Below are 21905 nucleotides of genomic sequence, written 5' to 3'. Positions count from 1 at the left end.
CTTCCCCAGTTACTGCACTGACGCCCTGTTAACAATGCCACCCTCAAACACAGCCTAGGTCTGACTGAGTATCGGGCTTTGCGCTATTTTGCACGCTTACCCACCTAAACTGCCGAAGCAGGTTCACTTGCGTTGTGTACTGTTAACTTCCTATCGCTTCCTTCAGACCCTGCCGTTGGCCAGCAACGCCCTTGCGATTCGGATTCTCTTCCCCCCAGTCGGGGTGAGACAGGTTTCTTACAACCTGACGGGTTTGCCAGCTTCGCTGGGCAAACAAAAAAGCCAGCTTAATAAAGCTGGCTTTTGACTGGAATTTATTTAAGCGACTTTTTATTCATTACTTAGCTTTAAAGGCATAACCATGAAGCTAAAAAACTACTTCTTAATATCATCAAAGAAACGCTTCACACCATCAAACCAGCTTTTCTGCTTAGGAGAATGGTCTGTACCTTCGCCCATGCTTTCAGCCAATTCCGTGAATAGCTCTTTCTGACGAGAAGTAAGATTGACTGGCGTCTCAACAACAACCTTACAAATCAAATCACCTACTGGACCACCACGAACAGGCTTCACACCTTTATTACGCAGGCGGAACAACTTGCCAGACTGACATTCAGCAGTCACTTTCAAACGCACACGGCCATCAAGTGTCGGCACATCAATTTCACCGCCTAATGCTGCAGTAGTAAAACTAATTGGCACTTCACAATATAAGTTCGCACCATCGCGCTCAAAAATACTATGCGGTTTAACAGAGACTTGAACAAACAAATCACCTGCCGGACCACCATGAGTTCCAGCTTCGCCCTCACCAGACAAACGAATACGATCGCCAGTGTCTACGCCTGCAGGAATTTTTACATTAAGTGTTTTATATTCTTGAACTCGACCTTGGCCATGACAATCTCTACAAGGATCACTGATCACTTGGCCAGCACCATGACATTCTGGACAAGTCTGCTGAACAGAGAAGAAACCTTGTGACATACGTACTTGACCAGCACCACCACAGGTTCCACAAGTCTTAGGTGTTGAGCCTTTCTTAGCACCAGAACCATCACAGGTTTTACAGTTCACCAAGGTTGGTATACGGATTTTTTCTTCGCAACCCCAAACGGCTTGTTCAAGATCAAGCTCTAAGGTGTAGCGTAAATCGGAACCACGACGAGTTCGGCTTTGACCGCCACCACCGCCGCCAAAAATATCACCGAAAACATCACCGAAAATATCACTAAAACCACCAGCTCCAGCGCCGCCATAGCCACCAGCCTGACCATTTACGCCGTCATGACCAAATCGATCGTAGGCTGCGCGTTTGTCATCAGAAGACAGTATTTCATAGGCTTCAGCCAGCTCTTTGAATTTATCGAGTGCTTCTGGATTGTCTGGGTTCTTATCTGGGTGGTACTTATTCGCCAAAGAACGATAAGCTTTTTTTATGTCTTTCTTATCCGCGTCTTTGGCCACCCCAAGAACGTCGTAATAGTCTCTTTTGCTCATCGCAAGCATTCCTGAATTGAAAAGTCTGAATTAAAAAGTCTAAATCTAAAAAACTGAATTTTAAAAATCGTCTATCTCATATTTTGCAAATAGCAAAGCACGGTTTAAAACCGTGCTCGCTATAAACAACCCCATTATTAATGGGCAAATAAGTGCTTAGCGCTTATTTTTTATCTTCTTTCACTTCTTCGAATTCTGCATCAACCGCATCATCCTGAGATTTAGCTTGCTCACCTTCAGCTGGTTGTGCACCGGCTTCAGCTTCTGCATACATCTTCTGAGCCAAAGTGCCAGACGCTTGAGTCAACGCATTGGTTTTCTCTTCAATCTTCTCTTTGTCGTTAGATGTTAGCGCTTCTTCAAGCTCAGTGATCGCTGTTTCAATCGCTTCTTTCTCTTCCGCCGTTGCTTTATCGCCAGCATCAACCAGAGTTTTACGAGTTGCGTGAATCATACCGTCAGCTGTGTTACGAACTTGTACAAGCTCTTCGAACTTACGGTCTTCTTCAGCATTCGCTTCAGCGTCTTGAACCATTTTTTCAACTTCTTCATCACTCAAACCAGAAGAAGATTTGATAACGATAGACTGCTCTTTACCAGTCGCTTTGTCTTTCGCAGAAACACTCAAGATACCGTTGGCATCGATATCGAAGCTTACTTCGATTTGTGGCACACCACGTGGAGCAGGTGGAATGTCAGCCAAGTCGAAACGACCTAGAGATTTGTTCTGAGACGCTTGTTTACGCTCACCTTGCAATGCGTGAATAGTTACCGCATTTTGATTGTCTTCTGCTGTAGAGAAAGTCTGAGATTTCTTAGTAGGAATCGTCGTGTTTTTCTCGATTAGCGTAGTCATAACCCCACCCATAGTCTCGATACCTAGAGACAGTGGAGTAACGTCTAGAAGAAGAACGTCTTTCACATCACCAGAAAGTACCGCACCTTGGATAGATGCACCGATTGCAACAGCTTCATCTGGGTTCACGTCTTTACGTGGCTCTTTACCGAAGAATTCAGTTACTTTCGCTTGAACTAGTGGCATACGAGTCTGACCACCAACCAAGATAACTTCGTCGATATCAGAAGCTGTCAAATCAGCATCTTTCAATGCTTGACGACAAGGCTCAAGAGATTTCAGTACTAGCTCTTCAACCAAAGACTCTAGCTTAGAACGAGTCAATTTAACGTTCAAATGTTTAGGGCCAGTCGCATCTGCAGTGATGTAAGGCAAGTTAACTTCTGTTTGAGAAGAGGATGACAACTCAACTTTCGCTTTCTCACCCGCTTCTTTCAAACGCTGTAGCGCCAATGGATCGTTGTGTAGATCGATACCAGAAGACTTTTTAAACTCTGCAGCCAAGTATTCGATAACACGCATATCGAAGTCTTCACCACCTAGGAAAGTATCACCGTTTGTAGACAATACTTCGAATTGCTTCTCGCCATCAACGTCTGCGATTTCGATGATAGAGATATCAAACGTACCACCACCAAGGTCATAAACCGCGATAGTAGAGTCGCCAGAGCTCTTGTCTAGGCCATAAGCCAAGGCAGCCGCTGTTGGCTCGTTGATAATACGTTTAACTTCTAGACCAGCAATTTTACCCGCATCTTTTGTAGCTTGACGCTGAGAGTCATTGAAGTAAGCAGGAACTGTAATAACCGCTTCTGTTACTTTCTCACCTAGGTAATCTTCCGCTGTTTTCTTCATTTTCTTAAGAACTTCAGCAGAGATTTGTGGTGGCGCTTTTTTGTCGCCTTTCACTTCTACCCACGCATCACCATTATCTGCAGCGATAATTTTGTAAGGCACCATAGAGATGTCTTTTTGTACAACGTCGTCTTTAAATTTACGACCAATCAAACGCTTAACCGCAAACAAAGTGTTTGTTGGGTTTGTTACTGCTTGACGCTTAGCTGATTGACCAACCAGTACTTCACCATCTTCAGCAAATGCTACGATGGAAGGAGTGGTGCGATCGCCTTCAGCGTTTTCAATAACGCGCGCTTTTTCGCCATCCAATACAGCAACACAAGAGTTTGTTGTACCTAAGTCAATACCAATGATTCTACCCATGGTTTGTATCTCCAATAAATTCGTTTATAACAATGATAATTCTGTATTTGGGTACGCTTAAAAGTATTTCAAGCGTCCAGTGTCAAAAAAATGACAGTATTTTTAAACTGCACTTGAAACCACTACCATTGCAGGACGTAATAAACGGCCATTAATGGTGTAACCCTTCTGTACGACATCCATAACGGTGTTCGCTTCTAACTCAGGATTCGGCACCATAGTGATAGCTTGATGCAATTCAGGGTTGAACGGTTCGCCGTGTGGATCAACCATTTTCACTTCAAAGCGAGCCAAAGTCTCAAGCAAATCTTTTAACGTTAGCTCTACACCTTCACGAACAGGGTCTGGCTCACCTGTATCTGGCGCAGAAGCCAGAGCACGCTCTAGATTGTCCGCCACGTTCACAATCGATTTAGCAAACTTTTCTAAACCAAATTTGTGCGCTTTCTCGACATCTTGTTCTGCACGACGGCGTACGTTTTGTGCATCTGCATGAGCGCGTAGTGCCGCTTCTTTATACTGAGCGACTTCTTCTAATGCTTTTGCAAGCTCATCATTTTCAGTAACTTCTTCTAAAGTCTCTACTTCAGGCTCTAGAAGCTCTTCTACTGTTTCGTTTTGCGTTTCGCTTTTCAAATCATGCTCCGCGTTTAGATTAGGATTTTTTTGCTGCTCACTCATTTTCAACTCCAAATAACAGAAACAATGCTTCCTATGTGCAGGGTATATGGGGTCAGCTTTTAACCTTTCAACACTAAAGCCGTATTAATTTCATGGGAATTAAATTTACGAACTAGACTTGTCAAAAAACAACCAAGTACTGTATAAATAACCATATAAATATTTTCTCTCTTTGGAGCCTTCTTCTATGCTGACCAGCATCGCTATTTCCAACTTCGCCATTGTTGAATCCCTAGAATTGGAATTCAAAAAAGGTATGACCGTGATTTCAGGTGAAACAGGGGCAGGCAAGTCCATCATGGTGGATGCCTTATCACTTTGTTTAGGTGATCGTACCGATGCAGCTGTCGTAAGACATGGGCAAAAAAGAGCCGATATCAGCGCAAGCTTTGATATACAACACTATCCACACGTACATAAATGGCTGGAAGAAAGAGACCTAGAACACGATCAACATTGCATATTACGCCGTGTTATCAGCAAAGAAGGTCGCTCTAAGGCTTATATAAATGGTCGTCCTTGCACGCTAAGCGATCTAAAAGACGTTGGTAGCCAATTAGTTGATATCCATGGCCAACACGAGCATCAATCTTTGCTTAAAAAGAACGCCCAAAGACAACAAGTTGATGAATATGGCCGCTTAACTGATTTAAGCAAACAAGTAAGCCAGCAATACAGCACTTGGCGTCAGCTCAAAGAAGAACTGTCAGCATTGCAAAATCGTTCTTCTGAACAAGATGCCAAAATTCAACTGCTATCCTATCAGGCACAAGAGCTTCAACAGCTGGATTTAAAAGAAGGCGAAATTGAAGAGCTAGAAAATGAACAAGCGTTTTTATCAAACATTGCCGACTCGCAGTTCAAAGCTTACCAAGCCAGCGGTATCCTGATCGACAGCGATGAAGGCAATGTGTGCTCTTTACTGCATCAAGCGATTAACAGCGCCAGCCAAATTCGCCCAGCCACCAAAGAATTAGAAAACGCTTTAGAAATGATGAATGTCGCCCTCATTCAAGCACAAGAAGCAGCCGACAGTTTGCATCATTATCAGGATACTCTAGAACAAAACCCCGAACGTCTCATGGATATAGAGCAACGCTTATCGGACATTTATGATACAGCTCGTAAACATAGGACGTTGCCGGAAGGATTATTAGCTTTGCGAGAAAGCGTAGAAGCGGAGCTTAGCAGCCTACAAGGCAGCGAAGAAAACATTGAATCTCTCAAAGAAAAAGAAGAGCAGGCCTATGAGAAACTCACCGCACTTGCCACCACATTGACCGAAAAACGTATTATCGCAAAAGACGAACTAGCGCAAAAAGTCGAAGAACAAATACATGGATTGGGCATGCCATATGCGCGTTTCTTTATTCAATGCCAACCACTAAACCAAGTCTCAGCAAATGGTTTTGAAGACATCGAATACATGATCGCATCCAACCCTGGCCAACCCGCTCAACCATTACGAAAAGTCGCCTCAGGTGGTGAATTGTCACGTATTAGCTTAGGCATTCAGGTGGTTACCGCACACACGTCCATTATTCCAACATTGGTATTTGATGAAGTCGATGTGGGCATCAGTGGTGGTATCGCTGAAGTCGTTGGCCGCATGCTGCGCTCTGTAGGCAAACGCGGACAAGTCTTTTGTGTGACTCACTTGGCGCAAGTGGCAGCGCAAGGCAATCAGCACCTTAGAGTCAGTAAACTGGTTGCAGATGAGGCAACGTCTTCTCAGGTCGAGCTACTGAAGGATCAAGACCGCACACAAGAAATCGCACGTTTATTAGGCGGACTAGAACTAACCGAACAAACTCTAGCGCATGCTCGGGAAATGCTTGGCAATGTTCAACTTCAGTAGTACTTCATTAATATAAAAGAGAAGCTAAAGCAAAAAAGGGCCTAAACTCTGCTATTTAGGCCCTTCTCATTCATTACCTTTGGGTAAAGGAACGTTTATTTCTTCTTTGGACGCACGTAAATAATCAAGCTGTGGTCTTCAATATCAAAGCCATGCTCTTCTGCGATTTCACGTTGACGTTTCTCAATAATTGGATCAACGAATTCAATGACTTTGCCCGTTTCTAGACAAATCATATGGTCGTGATGATCACCCTTCGCCAGCTCAAAAACAGCAGTTCCTGCTTCGAAATGGTGACGCTGCACCAAACCCGCAGTTTCAAACTGAGTTAGCACACGGTAAACTGTCGCCAAACCAACATCTTCACCTTGATCAAGTAGAGTGCGATAGACATCATCAGCACTCATATGGCGGTCACCCGCGCCTTCAAGAATTTGTAAAATTTTCACTCGTGGTAGAGTTACCTTGAGTCCCGCTTTCTTTAGCTCTTGATTTTCGCTAGTCATGAGTCATTCTCTATTCGATCTTGTTGATAATTACTTTATCATTAGCACACCGGAGTAAGGATAATACAAATGAAAAAATCAGTTTTAATATTATGCGCAGCACTTTCACTTAGCGCATGCAGTTTATTTCCACCACCTTACAAGGTTCCAGTAACACAAGGAAACCTCGTAACGAAGGAACAACTATCACAATTACAAATTGGCATGTCTGAATCTCAGGTCACTTATCTACTGGGTAACCCCATGCTAAGAGACACCTTCAAGCCAAACGAATGGCATTACCTATATACAGTTCTATATGCAACACCAGACACCCAAAAAAGTGATGCAAACGACCTTGTGCTAATTTTTAGCGACGGCGTTTTAACACAAATCAAAAACAACTAAGTTTTAGTTGTTTTTGCTGCACGGTTGGCCCTCGCTTGTTTTGGGTCAACCTTCAGCTCACGATACAACTCAACTCGCTCGCCTTCTTTTAACTCTTGCTCTTCTGCATTTCGTACGGCTTTTCCGAAGATACCCACCTTTACTGTCTCCACATCCACATCAGGAAAGAAAACTTGGATATTCGAACGGCGCACAGCATCACGCACTGTACAACCATCTTCAACCTCTAGCGCAATAATTTTTTGCTTCTCAGGCAAAGCATAAGCCACTTCAACTCTCATACTATTCACCGTATACCACTTTTGCACGCTTACTAAAAGAATCCACCATAGTATTGGCAATTTGGCTAAACACGCCACCAAAGGCGAATTTCAGCATACCGCTTAACTCAAACTCAATACTCAGCATGATTTTACAACTTGTAGGAGACAACTCCGTGAAAGTCCATACACCATGCAAACTCTTAAACGGCCCTTTTACCAAGGTCATCTCTATTCGACTAAAATCTTCCAGAAAGTTCCTCGTAGTAAAAGATTGTCTAACTGGTCCCTTACCTACATCCAAAGACGCAACGATTTCCGTTGGCGTTTTTGAAATTAATGTCGAACTCAAACACCCAGGTAAAAACTCAGGATAACCATCGATGTCGTTTACCAAGGCAAACATTTGCTCGCAACTGTAATTAACATGTGCGAAGCGTTCTATATGACTCAAACTACACTCCTATCCAGCCAGCAAGAGTAATCACAATCATTGCTGGAATACTTATGTATTTCAATGTCTTATACCACCATTGAAAATGATTTGCTTGTTTTGTGATCATCTCATTTTGCAACATGGAATGTGGAATAAACCAAGCCACCAAAACAGACAACAAAATAGCTCCCACTGGCAAAAGAATCAAAGACGTAAATTCATCCAACAATTCAAAGAAATTTAGCCCAAAGACAATTTTGCTGTCCCAATGATTAAAAGACAACAGTACCGCAATACCAACAAACCAAACGGCAATCCCCATCAATAGCGCGGCTTTCAAACGGGCGATATAAAATTTTTCATGCAGCCAAGCAACAAACAATTCTAACATGGATATGGCTGACGTAAGAGCCGCAACCACAAGTAATAAAAAGAACACTCCTGCAAAAAACTGACCGCCCGGTAAACTACCAAAAATGATAGGCAAAGACACAAAGGTCAAACTTGGCCCAGCTTCGACATCAATATTAAACGAGAACACCAATGGAAAAATGACCAAACCTGCCAAAATAGCCACTAACAAATCAACGCCAACGACTATGCTACAAGCTCGAGCTATAGACATACGCTTGCTCATATAAGCACCATAAGCAAACATCGCCCCCATTCCGACACTCAAACTGAACAAAGCAAGTCCAACTGCAGATAAGACAACCTCAAAAGTAATATCCTGCCAAGACCAACGAAACATAAAGTTCAGCGCTTCATTCATATTGCCAATGGTCATAGAATAAAATGCTAACAACAGTAACGTCACTACCAAGACCGGTAACAAAATCCGCACTACAGCAGACAAACCGCGCGTCACTGACTGTCCAACGGTTAACACAACTAATGCCATAAATACTGAATGCCATAACAGCATTTCTGTCGGTGCAGCTAGCAAATTATCAAACATGTTGGCCGCACCAACTTGCGTGATATCTTTAAAGTCGCCAGACACCGCACGATCTAAATAAGCCAGAGACCAACCCGCAATCACACTATAAAAAGTCAGAATTAGAAACCCCGTTATCCCTGCTAACCAAGGCACAAACACCCAAGCCGGATGAACAATACGGCGCTCACTTAAATCATTTACCGTATCAATTGGGTTAGAACGAACCGTGCGGCCCAAAGCGACTTCCGCCATTAACACAGGCAAACCAACGAGTAACAAACATAAGCAATACACCAACAAAAATGCACCGCCACCGTTTTGTCCGAGCACATAAGGAAACTTCCAAATATTCCCTAATCCCACTGCCGATCCACTGGCCGCAAAAATAAATATCCACGGACTTGACCAGATACCTTGTAAACATCTACTTTCCGGCATAAATTTAGGCTCTAAATACACAAGATGTGTTTAAGGATAGGAATAAAACGTAAACGTGGCCAACACATCCGCGCTACCTAACCTGACAAATTAATTAACAAGTGCGAATTTTCCAACATTCAGGCGCATACCTCAAGAAAAGCATAGGTTTTTGCCACTATCGACCGTATAATTTGTAACTATGAGTAAAGTAAAGAAAAAATCCACCAGCACGGGCACCATCGCGCTTAACAAACGTGCAAAATACGACTACTTTGTCGACCAGAAGTTCGAAGCCGGTTTGGTTTTGTCTGGTTGGGAAGTAAAAAGCCTGCGCGAAGGCAAAGCCCAATTAGTAGACGCATTCGTCATCATCCACCAAAACGAAGCGTGGCTCGTCGGTGCGCGTATTACGCCACTGCTTAGTGCCTCAACGCATGTCGTTTGTGAACCGATGCGCCAACGCAAATTGCTTTTAAACCGCAAAGAGCTTGAGCGCATCATCCAAGTCACCGAGCAAAAAGGCAAAACTTGTGCGGCCATGGCGCTGTACTGGAAAGGCAACAAAATCAAATGCGAAGTCGCCTTGGTAACAGGTAAAAAAGAACACGATAAACGTGATACCGAGCGTGATCGTGATTGGTCAAGAGACAAAGAACGACTAATGAAACACAATGCTTAATAGACGCCAATCAAAATTAGGTTGAATTAAGCATTTCAGCGTTATCTCTAGCGTAAGCAGATTGTTTGCGCTAGACTAACGTTACTTTTTGGGGGCGACATGGTTTCGACGTCGGTTACAAACCCAAAGGTGCATGTCGAGAGTGATGCGTGATCTCGTAAATCCCCCGCATCAATTTAATAGTCGCAAACGACGAAAACTACGCTTTAGCAGCCTAAACCGCTGCTAGTGTGCTGCCCTCAGGTTGCTTGTAGCCAGAGATTCTGCAGTATCATAAATTACAAGATGCTAACTGATGCCCCGCCTAGGGATAAGGTTCTAAGACTAAGTAGGCTCGCCATTAACACCCTGTCCTTCGGGCGGTTCGTGGTCAAATAATAGAAGTGACTATGCATGTAGAGCCGATGGCAGAGGACTGACGGACGGGGGTTCGACCCCCCCCGCCTCCACCACTTAAGTGGTTGATTTATGAGAAAAACATAAGTCAAACAGTGTAGATGTGACCACAAAATGTCTACGAAAAACTAAAAAAGCCGCCACTTAATCAGTAGCGGCTTTTTTTTTATTTACTGTTCTTCCCTTTCCCTCCTGAGCTATCTTTCACAACTCTAATAGGAGGGGCTTGTGGTGGCACAGGGTTACTATCTTTTGTCGTTCCCGTTCCCATAGCTTAAAACCTCGGCTTAGGTGAATTTTGATCGTTATTGATCACAATCCTATTACTTGGCGGCGTTGGAGCTGCAGGAGCTTGAGGCTGCGAAGTAGGCTTGGGTTTTGAAGGGTTATCCCCCTTATTACTTGGAGCGTTCTCCATCTCTACTTTCATTTAAGTACCTTTTAATATCTTCACTAAAATCAAGATTGATTGTTTGAGTATCTATATTTATTGAGCTTTTACTGTTTTCAGTAAACTTTACATTGGTTATTTTTTCAACTCGAGATTCAATAAAAAAATGACCAATTAGACATAAAACAATTAGAACAGACGTATATAGAAGTGACTTGTTACAGAAATACAGCTTGCGAGAGCGCCTATCATTCACTGCAGTATTATAACTTGAGCACTGCGCATACCTTGAATAGACATATTCAGACATTTGTTTTTCAACATTTTTGTCAACACTATTTGGGTTTACGCTACTATGGTAAGCAAATAACGCTTCTCTATATTCCTCAGTATCTGAAGCACTAGGAATGCAATGGTAAGCAGAGCCAGAAAGAGACTTAGCCCAAAATACGCTTGATACAATCATCATAATTATCGAAGCAATACATAAAGCTATGTAGGCATAGTAAGCCCATATGCATGGAAACTCTAAAGGTGTAAATAGGCTTTTGAAAACCAGTGAATACGACCCAGCCAATGCAAGCAAAACAAGCAGAGGTATTTGGCATCTATTCGACAGCTGATCCCTTGCCTCTAGTTCATGAAAATACAGTTTTTCATATAACTCATTAAGTTTAGTTTTATCCATACATATACCTTTTGATCAGTCCCCCTCAAGCAGGGTATTCTGATCATTGAGAGGATTAAAAAAGACAGCATATTTCAAATGATCTCGCGATAAATGTGAATAGCGCATTGTCTGAGAAGCCCTGTAACTTGAATTCTCATAAAGTTCCTCCAATTAAGATAATACACCAACACCATATCGGATGTGAAAATGATCGATCAAGAGCGCTTTGCTGCGATAGCAACAAAAAGATTTCTAACAATGACTAAGGAAGATCTTGAGAAACTAGATGTATCACAAATAAAAGAAATTGCTAGCAAAGATATTTTAGCAGACCTTATTCAGCAAACTAGTACTCAAGAGGGACAACAAAGAATTCTTGATTAAGTTAGAAATCAATCAGATGAAGCTCTAAAGGAAATGGCCATTCTATGTGGCATACCTCCAAATCTACATGACACCTTTATAAAAATGACTAAAGATGAAAATAATGATTTCATCAGTGAATTTGACGCTATCAAGGTTCAGCCACAGTCTGGTGACATTTTGATGATTCAAGGTGAGAGCAAGTCTTCTAAATTTTTAAGCGCTATACAACGTCCAACATACTTTAAAGCACGTTCTAGTCATATAGCTCTTATTCATGCGGACTTTATGTGCATTGATGCGATGCCAAAATCGGGTGTTCGTCATGTCACATTGCCTGACATATTACCTAATGACTTAAGTAGATTCAAAATCATGAGATTAAAATCTCTAACTTCAGATGATATTCAATCTCTGATGAGTAACTTAGGTTATTTCCTAGAGCAACCATATAAAATTTCACCTTCAAGAGCTCCTGCAAAAAACTTTTCTTATTGCTCAGAGTTAGCAAGAAAGATCTATAAGATGAGTAAGATCAAAAAAACAGGAATTCATAACGGCATTATTATATCTCCTGCTGACTTCGATAAGCTTCTTGACAATTCCAAAGAGTGGGAAGATATAACAGATCAGCTAATGCCTTACATAGATTTCTGCGTAAAATATGGACCTATAATCAACAATATATCCAAGCACTTTACTACAGGATTCAAATTAAATAAGCAAAGGTACCTTGAAAGAAAGGAGTATAAAAGGAGTGTGAGGAAAGATGACAGACTATCACCTGAGTCAAAAAAGAAAATCCTAGATAAGATAGAGAAGTTTGAGAATGGGCTTCACCATAAGTTTTGGGATATCGACCAGATGACTAAATAGTGATTAATATCCCATATCGTTTTCTTGATCGAGTGCGGTTAGCTCTTCTAAGCTCGCTAATTGTTTATTCAATAACGTTTCTTTGTATTTCATCACATCTACATAGGCAACTTTTCGACGATTTCCTGTTCGATTGAAAGGAATCGCACCATCGTCTAAAAGCTTAATCAAGGTAGGGCGTGACATGTTGAGCATATCGGCGGCTTGCTGAGTAGTAAGTTCGGCGTGGATTGGCGTGATTTGAACAATATTCCCCTCTCCAAGCTGCGTCAGCACCTCGACAAAAAGATTCAAAGCAGTCTTAGGTAACTTTATATCATGGGTGTTTCCAGAGTCATCCGTAAAAGAAAAGCGTTGCTCGTCTCCGTTAGTCGCTAACACGCCAGCCAGTTCTTGGCTGCACAGTTTTGCTAGCGCTGCTTCTTCTTGACTAGGGATACGAATTGCGGTGTTCATACTCTTTGCTCCGAGTTTTTTCTAAAAGTAATGTTATTAGTATGACTACCAATAACACAGTTACATTATTCGAAATATTCGAAATATTCGAAAAATATCAAGCTAAATTTAATCAAATACCATCATTTAAAAGGTACATGAACTAGAAACACCGCCATCCAAGATCATAAATGTAGCGCTTTTCTCAATTAACTTATCACGGAAAAAATCTTCTTAAACACCCTCATTTAAGTGCTACGTTAGAGTAAGGTTTTTGAAAATCACGTAAAAGGCGAAGGACATATCTCGGTTTTGCTCGCTATCTGTGTTTTCATGGCTGTTGGATAATTGTTTTTTGATACGCAATGGAGAACGCGACTATGAGGCTTTTCACTTTTTTTGTGCTGTTTTCGGCTCTTCTCTCGGGCTGTTCATCCAATGTGAAGTTGGCAGGACAAAATGTCAGTAATGTTGACTCGAATGTAGATATTGATAAATCCGCTACAATTGTTGTAGTTCCAAGCAAAGAAGGCGATGATCTGACGAATAAGCGATACATCCCCGATATTATCAATGCATTGAAAGAGCGCGGCTTTACTAATGTCTCGGATTCTCAAAACAATCCTGACTATCACCTATCGGTTAACTTTACGTCTGAAGAAACCACGGAAACTAAGAAGGTTCCTGTGTTTAATAACGAGCGAAATATTCCTTATACTGTTTGCCATAGAAACCCAAGCACAGACGCTCGTACCTGTGTCACACGTTATCGTCAATTTATGGAGCCCATTGTTAGCGGTTACGATAAGGTAGAAACACCAACGAAGGTTTATACCTTTCAGTACAAGTTGACGGATAAGAAAAACAAGTTAATTTTAGATTCTAGCAATACTGTGGTTCACCCTACTTGTTCAAAATGGAAAATGTTTGAGTTCTTAGCTAAAGAAACCATCGCCAGAGCCAATTTTAATGATCCAGTCGACAAACCTTACAGTGTTGAGATGAAACAAGACTATAACTGTCAATAAAAGTCATTCAAAACCAACAAGATAGATAGAGCGCATCTAACTTGTTGGTTTTTTATTTAACTATCATCTCATTGCGCTACACCTTCTCATTCACTCTGCTTGCTCCTAAATAGTCTGAGCAACTGAGTACTTATAAAAAAACGTTATCATCTTTTCAGTCTATTTCTGCGTATCCATCTATACTGTGTATAAGCCACTTTTGTTTGGGCGTGGCTGTATCAGGACTTTTTCCAAATCCATTATGCTCACTCTGTGAGACAAGGGGGAATCCATGATCAATCATGTTTGGGGTCTTATTCATCATCCAGATAAGGAATGGCGCGAAATAAATAAGGAACATGAGTCGGTAAGTCATCTGTACTTACATCATGTTCTTTGGATGGCAGCTATTCCCGTTGTCAGTACTTTTATTGGCACGACGCAATTTGGTTGGACGTTCGGAGGAGACGAAGCAATCAAGGTGTCTTTTATGGATGGCCTTGGTTTAGGTGTGTTGTTTTACGCACTCATTCTTGTCGCCGTGGCGATAGTGGGTAGTTTAATTCACTGGATGGCGCGAAACTTTCCGAATCGCCCTCCTCGTCAAGAATGTATTGTCTTTGCAGGTTATATTGCTACACCGATGTTTTTAAGCGGTATTTTTGCCATTTATCCGATCATTTGGCTCTGCTTACTCGCTTGTGTAGCGGGCGTCGTTTATACAGGTTATCTATTGTATCGCGGCACACCTAGTTTCTTGGGCATTAGTCATAAACAAGGCTTTATTCTCTCCAGCACCACTCTCGGTATTGGGGTTTTAGTCTTAGAAGCTTTATTGGCAGCAGTGGTATTACTTTGGAGCCTTGGCTCTGAACACAGTATTGTTTGGAGCTTCTTCCAGTAAAAATATTCTATCCATTAACTTAAACTAAAAGTGTGCCTCCTCTTCGGTCTAGGTGGCACACTTTTTTTGAATCTAACCGCATACAAAATAACTCAATGTTACAATTTTCCAACAAACTTCCAGCCTTTCATTGATAATTCTCACTAATCACAGATTACTAATTCGGTACACTATCAATTCAACTTTATAGCTTTATACCTAAGTCTGGATCGGACCTCTTTTATGTTTTTCAATTCTGAATTAAAACAACAAACGAAAACTCTCACGCAACAACTCGAAGTAGAACGAGCGTCCCACCAGCTAAGCTTAGAAGCGCTAAAAGCTGAGCTGGATTCGGTGAAAGCAGAGTTGCAACAATTCAAAAGTCATTCAGGAGATAATGTAGAGTTAATTCGCTATCAGCTGCGCGGAGGAGAAATGCTTAATTCCATTCGCTTTGGATTGGCGGATAGCGCTCAGAATTTAATTGAAGAACGTGTTGCTTTGTCTGAATTAGACGATGTATTCGATGAAACGAGAGTCGCATTAAATCGCTTAAGCGAACGCGCGAGTCTAATCAATGAACAAGCCAGCGACAGCATGGGAGCGGCCAACGTACTCGATAAAACAGCCAATGGCATTAGTCAGCTTGTTTCAAGTATCCAAGAGATTTCTGCTCAGACCAACTTATTAGCACTCAATGCTGCTATCGAAGCCGCCAGAGCAGGATCTGCAGGTCGTGGCTTTGCTGTAGTTGCAGATGAAGTTAGAAATTTGGCTGGAAAAACGCATAGCGCAAGTGAGCAGGTAGAAACATTAGTCAAACAGGTTATCGCTCAAACCGAACAGATCAAGAACATGGTGAACCAAAACCAAATCAGTGCAATGGACATCTCTTCATCGTCAGTTCAGATTGATAAAGTGGTTGATGACGTCATTTCACGTTCAAATCATATGCAAGGCGTGATTAGTATTGCTGCCACACACTCTTTTTTAAATACAGTAAAATTAGATCATGCAGTCTGGAAAAATGACGTTTATAACCGTATCGATAAAAAGAAATTCGATGAAGAGGTCAACCTGCATACCGAATGCAGATTAGGTAAATGGTATTACGAAGGTTACGGCAGCCGACACTTCCAACAGTCACCAAGCTTCAAAGCGATTGAAATGCCACATAGGACAGTGCATGAATCAGGCCGTGCGGCACTAAAAGCAGCACAAACTGGAAATACGAAAGAAATGCTAGTTCAACTAGATAAAATGGAAGTTGCTAGTCTTCAAGTAGTCGTACACATAGAAAGCCTAATGGAAGAAGTGAAACACATTTAATACTTTTGAACTAATTATATAGAGCCCATAAGAAGCACTTTTTCATTTATGGGCTCTCCAACAGCGCATGCTACCTCACGGTAATTTAGCGACGCTAAACTAACCTCAAATAATGAATAAAATCTATCTTAAAGGAACTTTTTTTAAGTTAAGAGTTCATATTGTTCGGCTTTCTGAAAAAAAATCGATACTATTTTTTACTGTAAAAACAGTTTTAGCCTATTGATTAGATTGATAAAAGGCTATGCTTACGGGGCCGTTGCTCTGTCAGTTTGTAGGGTAAACAATGTTGAAGAACCACTCTTAGAGAACGATTGTTAGGATAACAACCATGCTCGCACAGCACATACATATTATATTACCAATCACTAGAAAGGAGTTTTGCCTTTGAGTTCACTTATCTGGCTACCTTTTCTTCCTTTATTAGGTACATTAATCCCGCTTATTACCGCTCGTTTTAGTCGTACTGCTTGTGCGTTTATGACAGCAGCACTACCTGCTTTAACTCTCTTTTTAGTCCTTACACATGCTGGTGATATTTTCCAAGGCGAACGCTTTCAAGCAGCACTACCGTGGATTCCTGCTATTGGGTTAGAACTTGCCTTTCGTTTAGATGGCTTGGCGTTGCTGTTCTCTATTTTGATTCTGGGTATTGGTTTACTTGTTATTCTGTATGCTCGCTATTATTTATCTGCGAAAGACTCTATTGGTAAATTTTACTCTTACTTAATTCTCTTTATGTTTGCCATGCTTGGCGTGGTGCTGTCTGATAATTTGATTCAGCTGTGGTTTTTCTGGGAATTAACCAGTATTAGTTCCTTTTTGCTCATCAGCTTCTGGGGACATAAAACAGAAGCTAGAAAAGGCGCAAGAATGGCGCTAACCGTCACAGGCGCTGGCGGTTTAGCCTTGTTAGCTGGCTTGTTGATTCTAGGTAACACGGTAGGTAGTTTTAGCCTACAAGATGTTTTAGACAGCGGCGAGTTGATCAAAGCTAGTGCAAATTATCCAATTATTGTAGTTCTGATTTTACTTGGTGCTTTTACAAAATCGGCGCAATTTCCATTCCATTTCTGGCTACCCAATGCCATGGCGGCACCAACGCCAGTGAGCGCATACCTACATTCTGCAACTATGGTAAAAGCCGGTATTTTCTTAATGGCACGTTTTTACCCAGCGCTTGCGGATACTGATCTTTGGTTCATGATAGTAAGTCTGACAGGTTTAGCGACCTTCCTTGTGGGTGCTTACATCGCGATATTCCAGCATGATTTAAAAGGGCTGTTGGCGAACTCGACCATCAGTCATTTGGGTTTGATTACCTTGTTGCTCGGCATGGGGACAGACCTTGCTGCTGTGGCCGCTATCTTCCATATAATCAACCACGCTATTTTCAAAGCCTCCTTGTTTATGGCTGCGGGGATTATTGATCATGAATCTGGCTCACGCGATATGCGTCAGTTAAATGGTCTCTGGAAATACATGCCTTACACGGCGACTTTAGCTATGGTCGCGTCGGCTTCTATGGCAGGTGTGCCATTGATGAATGGTTTCTTGTCGAAAGAGATGTTCTTTACTGAAACATTGCATCAGGCATCACTTGGATCCTTGTCTTGGTTTATTCCGGTACTGGCGACCTTAGGTGGCGTATTTGCTGTTGCCTATTCGATGCGTTTTATTCACGATGTGTTTTTTAATGGTGAGCCAATTAACTTACCTAAAACACCTCATGAGCCACCACGCTACATGCGTGTGCCAGTAGAGATTTTGGTTGGGCTTTGTCTAGTTGTTGGGATTTTTCCAAGTTTAGTCGTGGGCGATCTATTATTTGCGGCGGCGGAAGCAACACTAAATGGTCCAGCACCAACATACAGCCTTGCAATTTGGCATGGTTTCAATTTCCCATTACTAATGAGTGTGATTGCTTTGCTAGGTGGTTTGTACATGTACCATAACCGCCACCATATGTTTAAGTTCCAAGCACAATTTCCAACCAGTGATCCTAAATTAGTGTTTGAGGGAGTCATTCAGTCCCTCACTAACAGGGCCAGCCGTTTTATTGCTTTCACGGAAAATGGATCACTACAGCGTTATATTTTCTTTGTTTTAGTTATTGCGATTGTAATGACTGCGTCTACCTTGATGAAGCTAAATGCGACCGCGGGACAACGCCCCGAGATTCCTCTTGATGCATTGTCTATCACTTGCGCGGTGTTGTTATGTGTTTCCGCCTTAGCCACTGTACTTTGGCATAGAAGACGAGTTATCGCTTTGCTCACCTTGTCTGTGGTGGGTTTGATTGTTTCATTGGCATTCGCTCAGTTTTCAGCACCTGATTTGGCACTTACTCAGCTTTCGGTTGAAGTTGTGACGGTGATTTTGTTGATTTTGGCGCTGTTCTTTTTACCACAAAATACACCGAAAGAATCTTCTCCTCGACGTGTTGTGCGAGATTTGAGCCTTGCATCATTAATTGGTGGCGTAGTTGGTACCATTTCTTATGCCTTGATGACTCGGCCCCTCGATACGATTTCAACTTTCTTCACCGAAAACAGTAAGACTGGTGGTGGCGGAACCAATATTGTAAACGTGATTTTGGTGGATTTCCGTGGCTTCGATACTCTTGGTGAAATTACCGTTTTAGGTATTGCGGCATTAGGGATTTATAAGCTGATCGCTAAAATGCGTCTTTATATGCCATCTAGCGACGGTAACGGATTGGCTTGGTCGGAAGACCGCTACCCTATTCTTTTGGCCGTGATTTCCCAGAGTCTTTTGCCATTAGCGCTGTTAGTTTCTGCGTATATTTTCTTACGCGGGCACAACATGCCAGGTGGTGGTTTTATAGCAGGCTTAATTACATCGGTTGCCATTATTCAACAGTATGTGGCACACGGTGTTGACTGGATTAAGACTCGCCTCAAGCTGGATTATCAAATCATGATTGGTTCAGGCATTGGTATCGCCACCCTAAGTGGTTTGGGTAGTTGGGTCTTTGGCCATACTTTCTTGTCATCTTGGTTTGATTACTTCTACTTACCAGTGATCGGAAAATTCGAATTAGCCAGTGCCATGATTTTTGATCTTGGTGTTTTCCTTACTGTGGTTGGCGCAACCATGTTGATCCTTGCCAATCTAGGTCAATTGACCACCAGTGAGCGTCCTACTCAAAAGGAGCATGATTAATGGAAGGTTTATACGCATTTTGCGTTGGCTTATTAACAGCCTGCGGAATCTTTCTTGCCTTACGAGGCCGCACTTTTTCCGTGGTTATCGGTTTAACTTTATTGTCTTACGCGGTGAACTTATTCTTGTTTGCCAGCGGCAGACTAAAACTTAATGCGGCCGCAGTACTGGGTGAGTCCGAGCAATACAGCGACCCGCTTCCTCAGGCTTTGGTACTAACCGCCATTGTTATCGGTTTTGCTATGACAGCGTTCGCAGTAATCTTAGCAATGCGTGCCCGCGCTGATTTGGGTAATGATCATGTTGATGGCACCTTGCCTGCACAACCAGGCGACGCCTCAAAGAAATCAGGAGGGAGCCAATAAATGCAGCACTTGAGCATTTTTCCGATTCTGATTCCTTTGTTATTTGGCGCCATCATGTTGTTGCCGCCGATATCACGCGACATTAACTCCCAGCGCATTACGTCCATTATTGGCACCTTGTTTTTACTGATTTCATCAGCAGTTTTGTTGTATCAGATAAATGCCCAAGGCGTTCAGCTTTATGCTTTAGGTGGCTGGCAAGCACCTTTTGGTATTGCATTAGTTGCAGATAAGGTTTCTAGTCTTCTTGTGCTATTAACGGCCTTTTTAGCCTTCTGCGTAATGCTGTATGCTGTCGCAGGACAAGACAAAGGTGGCGCGTATTTCCACCCACTGTTTATGTTCCAAATAATGGGCATTAACGGTGCTTTCTTAACAGGCGATATATTTAACTTATTCGTCTTTTTCGAAGTATTACTAATCGCTTCTTATGCGCTATTAATCCATGCTGGCGGCAAACAGAAAACCCAAGCAGCTTTGCACTATGTCATTCTTAACCTTGTTGGTTCTAGCCTATTCTTGTTCGGCCTTGGTATTTTATATGGCACGCTTGGCACGCTAAATATGGCAGACATGGCAATCAAAGTTGGCCAACTGCAAGGTGAAACGGCGACACTAGCCAAAACTGGTGCGCTGTTATTATTAGTCGTATTCGGCTTAAAAGCTGCCATGCTGCCAATGCATTTTTGGTTACCGAAAACCTACGCCAGCGCTAGTGCACCAGTCGCTGCGTTATTTGCCATTATGACCAAGGTAGGGATTTACAGTATTTTCCGCGTCTATACTGTTATTTTTGGCGACGATGCTGGCGAACTGGCCAACATTGCTACTCCTTGGTTATGGCCAATGGCCTTGTTAACCATCACCATTGGTACCATAGGTGTATTCGCAAGTCCTGGAATCAAAACACTCAGCGCGAACTTAGTCATTATCTCCAGTGGTAGTTTACTGGCTTGTGCAGCAATCAATTCAGAAGCAGCAACCTCTGCGGCTCTGTATTACATGGTGCATAGTACTTTGGCATCAGCTGGATTATTTTTGCTCGCCGATGTTATGTCTCGCCAACGCGGTAAAGCCGAAGACCGTTTCGTTCGCTCACGTCCTTTTGTTCAACCTAGATTACTAGGCTTTGGATTTGCAATTTCTGCTTTGGCATTAATCGGTATGCCACCATTATCTGGGTTTGTTGGCAAAATCATGATACTGCAAGCAACACAGTCTTCTGCACAAACTATGTGGGTTTGGCCTTTAATTCTCATTGGCAGTTTAGCTGCCTTAATTGCTTTCTCACGAGCTGGCACAACGCTTTTCTGGCGTCACAATGGCAGTGTGGCTGCAGAAGCAGAACCCGCTAAAATAACCGAAATAATGGGTATCGGCTTATTGTTATTTGCGTCTCCAATATTAGTTGTTTTCGGTGGCGATATCAGTGAATTTACTCAGCAAGCAGCGCACCATCTACATGATATTCAAGCTTCTGCTTATGCTTTATTACCAGGAGTAGCCCAATGAAGTTATTCCCTATGCCATTTCACAGCCTGCTATTGTTTGTGGTTTGGCTGTTATTGAACAATTCTATTAGTGCTGGTCACATGGTGTTGGCAGTTTTCTTTGCAATCACTATTCCCTTACTAGTAAACAGTATGCGTGATGAACATCCTAAGATTCTTAAGCCTTGGCTGGCGATTCGATACATACTCATGGTGTTAAAAGATATTTTGGTCGCCAATGTAGAAGTAGCGTTACTGATTATTGGCCCAATCAACAAGTTAACACCAGGTTTTGTCGCGATTCCGATCAATATCGACTCAGACTTAGGTATCACTATTTTAGCCAGCACAGTGTCTCTAACACCTGGAACCGTGAGTGCAGAAGTATCAAAAGACAAAGCCTGGCTATATGTTCATTCACTTCACCTAGATGACGAAGCTGAGCTGATTAAATCGGTTAAGCAACGCTATGAGAAGCCAATCAAGGAGATATTTGGATGCTAAAGATAACCATCACCATAGTGGCGGTGTGTATTTGCATTGCGCTGATTTTGAACTTATGGCGTCTCCTAAAAGGCCCAACCATATCAGACCGAATTCTGGCACTAGATACAATGTACATAAACGCCATTGCACTTATTTTGCTCTACGGCATTTATGTAGAAAGCGCGTTGTATTTTGAAGCAGCACTATTAATTGCCATGCTAGGATTTGTCAGTACTGCGGCTCTATGTAAGTACTTACTTCGCGGCGACATCATAGAATAA

The 21905-nt window shown here is 42.2% G+C and carries 22 protein-coding genes and 1 other RNA gene; 14 read left to right on the top strand and 9 right to left on the bottom strand.

Annotated features, from left to right (window positions below; all coding sequences use genetic code 11):
* Nucleotides 1-375: 375 nt before the first annotated feature.
* The 3 genes from dnaJ to grpE form a co-directional block, all read right to left on the bottom strand.
* On the bottom strand, nt 376-1500 hold the full coding sequence (gene dnaJ, locus B6N13_RS22090) for a molecular chaperone DnaJ (protein WP_012071625.1): 1125 nt from the start codon (nt 1498-1500) through the stop codon (nt 376-378).
* A 163-nt stretch (nt 1501-1663) separates the two neighbouring features.
* Complete coding sequence (dnaK, locus tag B6N13_RS22085) at nt 1664-3577, bottom strand: molecular chaperone DnaK (RefSeq protein WP_012071626.1); 1914 nt, start codon at nt 3575-3577, stop codon at nt 1664-1666.
* Between the two features lie 102 nt (nt 3578-3679).
* The gene (gene grpE, locus B6N13_RS22080) at nt 3680-4258 is read right to left on the bottom strand and encodes a nucleotide exchange factor GrpE (RefSeq protein ID WP_012071627.1); all 579 of its coding nucleotides are present in this window, start codon (nt 4256-4258) and stop codon (nt 3680-3682) included.
* A gap of 187 nt (nt 4259-4445) precedes the next feature.
* Here grpE and recN point away from each other — a divergent pair, with 187 nt between their 5' ends.
* On the top strand, nt 4446-6116 hold the full coding sequence (gene recN, locus B6N13_RS22075) for a DNA repair protein RecN (protein ID WP_012071628.1): 1671 nt from the start codon (nt 4446-4448) through the stop codon (nt 6114-6116).
* Between the two features lie 95 nt (nt 6117-6211).
* Here the strand turns inward: recN and fur are convergent, their stop codons facing one another.
* On the bottom strand, nt 6212-6622 hold the full coding sequence (gene fur, locus B6N13_RS22070; protein ID WP_012071629.1) for a ferric iron uptake transcriptional regulator: 411 nt from the start codon (nt 6620-6622) through the stop codon (nt 6212-6214).
* A gap of 69 nt (nt 6623-6691) precedes the next feature.
* Between fur and bamE the strand changes: the two genes are divergently transcribed.
* Nucleotides 6692-7009 (top strand): outer membrane protein assembly factor BamE, encoded by a 318-nt coding sequence (bamE, locus tag B6N13_RS22065; protein WP_012071630.1) that lies wholly within the window; start codon nt 6692-6694, stop codon nt 7007-7009.
* Here the strand turns inward: bamE and B6N13_RS22060 are convergent.
* From B6N13_RS22060 to B6N13_RS22050, 3 genes are read right to left on the bottom strand one after another with little or no spacing between them, the layout of a single operon-like run.
* The gene (locus tag B6N13_RS22060) at nt 7006-7290 is read right to left on the bottom strand and encodes an RnfH family protein (protein ID WP_169460630.1); all 285 of its coding nucleotides are present in this window, start codon (nt 7288-7290) and stop codon (nt 7006-7008) included. The two genes, bamE and B6N13_RS22060, sit on opposite strands and share 4 nt — an antisense overlap.
* A 1-nt stretch (nt 7291) precedes the next feature.
* Complete coding sequence (locus tag B6N13_RS22055; protein WP_012071632.1) at nt 7292-7723, bottom strand: type II toxin-antitoxin system RatA family toxin; 432 nt, start codon at nt 7721-7723, stop codon at nt 7292-7294.
* Between the two features lies 1 nt (nt 7724).
* Nucleotides 7725-9083, bottom strand: a complete 1359-nt coding sequence (locus tag B6N13_RS22050; RefSeq protein WP_012071633.1) for a sodium-dependent transporter — start codon at nt 9081-9083, stop codon at nt 7725-7727.
* Nucleotides 9084-9264: 181 nt separating this feature from the next.
* Here B6N13_RS22050 and smpB point away from each other — a divergent pair, with 181 nt between their 5' ends.
* Both smpB and ssrA read left to right on the top strand, forming a co-directional pair.
* Nucleotides 9265-9744, top strand: coding sequence for an SsrA-binding protein SmpB (gene smpB, locus B6N13_RS22045; RefSeq protein WP_012071634.1), 480 nt, complete (start codon nt 9265-9267; stop codon nt 9742-9744).
* A 90-nt stretch (nt 9745-9834) separates the two neighbouring features.
* Nucleotides 9835-10196, top strand: a transfer-messenger RNA (tmRNA) gene (ssrA, locus tag B6N13_RS22040).
* 342 nt (nt 10197-10538) lie between these two features.
* On the opposite strand, the gene B6N13_RS22035 is transcribed toward ssrA, so the two are convergent.
* Nucleotides 10539-11219 carry a hypothetical protein gene (locus B6N13_RS22035; RefSeq protein ID WP_169460629.1) on the bottom strand — a complete coding sequence of 227 codons (681 nt, stop codon included), beginning with the start codon at nt 11217-11219 and terminating at the stop codon, nt 10539-10541.
* Between the two features lie 189 nt (nt 11220-11408).
* On the opposite strand from B6N13_RS22035, the gene B6N13_RS22030 reads away from it, so the two are divergent.
* Nucleotides 11409-11585 (top strand): hypothetical protein, encoded by a 177-nt coding sequence (locus tag B6N13_RS22030; protein ID WP_169460628.1) that lies wholly within the window; start codon nt 11409-11411, stop codon nt 11583-11585.
* Nucleotides 11586-11669: 84 nt separating this feature from the next.
* Nucleotides 11670-12440: a YiiX/YebB-like N1pC/P60 family cysteine hydrolase gene (locus tag B6N13_RS22025; RefSeq protein WP_169460627.1), complete on the top strand. Its 771-nt coding sequence runs from the start codon at nt 11670-11672 to the stop codon at nt 12438-12440.
* A 3-nt stretch (nt 12441-12443) separates the two neighbouring features.
* Here B6N13_RS22025 and B6N13_RS22020 read toward each other — a convergent pair whose 3' ends face one another.
* Nucleotides 12444-12896, bottom strand: a complete 453-nt coding sequence (locus B6N13_RS22020; RefSeq protein WP_169460626.1) for an excisionase family DNA-binding protein — start codon at nt 12894-12896, stop codon at nt 12444-12446.
* A 359-nt stretch (nt 12897-13255) separates the two neighbouring features.
* Here B6N13_RS22020 and B6N13_RS22015 point away from each other — a divergent pair, with 359 nt between their 5' ends.
* The 8 genes from B6N13_RS22015 (at nt 13256) to B6N13_RS21980 (ending at nt 21905) form a co-directional block, all read left to right on the top strand.
* Nucleotides 13256-13903: a hypothetical protein gene (locus tag B6N13_RS22015; protein ID WP_169460625.1), complete on the top strand. Its 648-nt coding sequence runs from the start codon at nt 13256-13258 to the stop codon at nt 13901-13903.
* A 271-nt stretch (nt 13904-14174) separates the two neighbouring features.
* Nucleotides 14175-14786: a Yip1 family protein gene (locus B6N13_RS22010; protein ID WP_012071641.1), complete on the top strand. Its 612-nt coding sequence runs from the start codon at nt 14175-14177 to the stop codon at nt 14784-14786.
* 222 nt (nt 14787-15008) lie between these two features.
* Nucleotides 15009-16097: a methyl-accepting chemotaxis protein gene (locus B6N13_RS23620; RefSeq protein ID WP_169460624.1), complete on the top strand. Its 1089-nt coding sequence runs from the start codon at nt 15009-15011 to the stop codon at nt 16095-16097.
* Between the two features lie 387 nt (nt 16098-16484).
* The gene (locus B6N13_RS22000) at nt 16485-19283 is read left to right on the top strand and encodes a monovalent cation/H+ antiporter subunit A (RefSeq protein WP_169460623.1); all 2799 of its coding nucleotides are present in this window, start codon (nt 16485-16487) and stop codon (nt 19281-19283) included.
* On the top strand, nt 19283-19648 hold the full coding sequence (locus tag B6N13_RS21995; protein WP_012071644.1) for a Na+/H+ antiporter subunit C: 366 nt from the start codon (nt 19283-19285) through the stop codon (nt 19646-19648). Before B6N13_RS22000 ends, B6N13_RS21995 begins: the two co-directional genes overlap by 1 nt.
* Nucleotides 19649-21160, top strand: a complete 1512-nt coding sequence (locus B6N13_RS21990) for a monovalent cation/H+ antiporter subunit D (protein WP_012071645.1) — start codon at nt 19649-19651, stop codon at nt 21158-21160.
* Entirely contained in the window at nt 21157-21642 is a 486-nt protein-coding gene (locus B6N13_RS21985) for a Na+/H+ antiporter subunit E (protein WP_012071646.1), read from the top strand. The genes B6N13_RS21990 and B6N13_RS21985 overlap by 4 nt, the downstream gene beginning before the upstream one ends.
* On the top strand, nt 21636-21905 hold the full coding sequence (locus B6N13_RS21980) for a K+/H+ antiporter subunit F (protein WP_012071647.1): 270 nt from the start codon (nt 21636-21638) through the stop codon (nt 21903-21905). The genes B6N13_RS21985 and B6N13_RS21980 overlap by 7 nt, the downstream gene beginning before the upstream one ends.

This window comes from Marinomonas sp. UCMA 3892 (assembly GCF_012726345.1).
GTDB lineage: Bacteria > Pseudomonadota > Gammaproteobacteria > Pseudomonadales > Marinomonadaceae > Marinomonas.
This window is presented reverse-complemented; position numbering and strand designations above follow the sequence as displayed.

What these genes read in the sequence shown, in the direction of transcription:
- dnaJ (WP_012071625.1), bottom strand. Translation starts at nt 1,500, where the DNA reads ATGAGCAAAAGAGACTATTACGACGTTCTTGGGGTGGCCAAAGACGCG.
- dnaK (WP_012071626.1), bottom strand. Translation starts at nt 3,577, where the DNA reads ATGGGTAGAATCATTGGTATTGACTTAGGTACAACAAACTCTTGTGTT.
- grpE (WP_012071627.1), bottom strand. Translation starts at nt 4,258, where the DNA reads ATGAGTGAGCAGCAAAAAAATCCTAATCTAAACGCGGAGCATGATTTG.
- recN (WP_012071628.1), top strand. Translation starts at nt 4,446, where the DNA reads ATGCTGACCAGCATCGCTATTTCCAACTTCGCCATTGTTGAATCCCTA.
- fur (WP_012071629.1), bottom strand. Translation starts at nt 6,622, where the DNA reads ATGACTAGCGAAAATCAAGAGCTAAAGAAAGCGGGACTCAAGGTAACT.
- bamE (WP_012071630.1), top strand. Translation starts at nt 6,692, where the DNA reads ATGAAAAAATCAGTTTTAATATTATGCGCAGCACTTTCACTTAGCGCA.
- B6N13_RS22060 (WP_169460630.1), bottom strand. Translation starts at nt 7,290, where the DNA reads ATGAGAGTTGAAGTGGCTTATGCTTTGCCTGAGAAGCAAAAAATTATT.
- B6N13_RS22050 (WP_012071633.1), bottom strand. Translation starts at nt 9,083, where the DNA reads ATGCCGGAAAGTAGATGTTTACAAGGTATCTGGTCAAGTCCGTGGATA.
- smpB (WP_012071634.1), top strand. Translation starts at nt 9,265, where the DNA reads ATGAGTAAAGTAAAGAAAAAATCCACCAGCACGGGCACCATCGCGCTT.
- B6N13_RS22035 (WP_169460629.1), bottom strand. Translation starts at nt 11,219, where the DNA reads ATGGATAAAACTAAACTTAATGAGTTATATGAAAAACTGTATTTTCAT.
- B6N13_RS22030 (WP_169460628.1), top strand. Translation starts at nt 11,409, where the DNA reads ATGATCGATCAAGAGCGCTTTGCTGCGATAGCAACAAAAAGATTTCTA.
- B6N13_RS22025 (WP_169460627.1), top strand. Translation starts at nt 11,670, where the DNA reads ATGACTAAAGATGAAAATAATGATTTCATCAGTGAATTTGACGCTATC.
- B6N13_RS22020 (WP_169460626.1), bottom strand. Translation starts at nt 12,896, where the DNA reads ATGAACACCGCAATTCGTATCCCTAGTCAAGAAGAAGCAGCGCTAGCA.
- B6N13_RS22015 (WP_169460625.1), top strand. Translation starts at nt 13,256, where the DNA reads ATGAGGCTTTTCACTTTTTTTGTGCTGTTTTCGGCTCTTCTCTCGGGC.
- B6N13_RS22010 (WP_012071641.1), top strand. Translation starts at nt 14,175, where the DNA reads ATGATCAATCATGTTTGGGGTCTTATTCATCATCCAGATAAGGAATGG.
- B6N13_RS23620 (WP_169460624.1), top strand. Translation starts at nt 15,009, where the DNA reads ATGTTTTTCAATTCTGAATTAAAACAACAAACGAAAACTCTCACGCAA.
- B6N13_RS21995 (WP_012071644.1), top strand. Translation starts at nt 19,283, where the DNA reads ATGGAAGGTTTATACGCATTTTGCGTTGGCTTATTAACAGCCTGCGGA.
- B6N13_RS21990 (WP_012071645.1), top strand. Translation starts at nt 19,649, where the DNA reads ATGCAGCACTTGAGCATTTTTCCGATTCTGATTCCTTTGTTATTTGGC.
- B6N13_RS21985 (WP_012071646.1), top strand. Translation starts at nt 21,157, where the DNA reads ATGAAGTTATTCCCTATGCCATTTCACAGCCTGCTATTGTTTGTGGTT.
- B6N13_RS21980 (WP_012071647.1), top strand. Translation starts at nt 21,636, where the DNA reads ATGCTAAAGATAACCATCACCATAGTGGCGGTGTGTATTTGCATTGCG.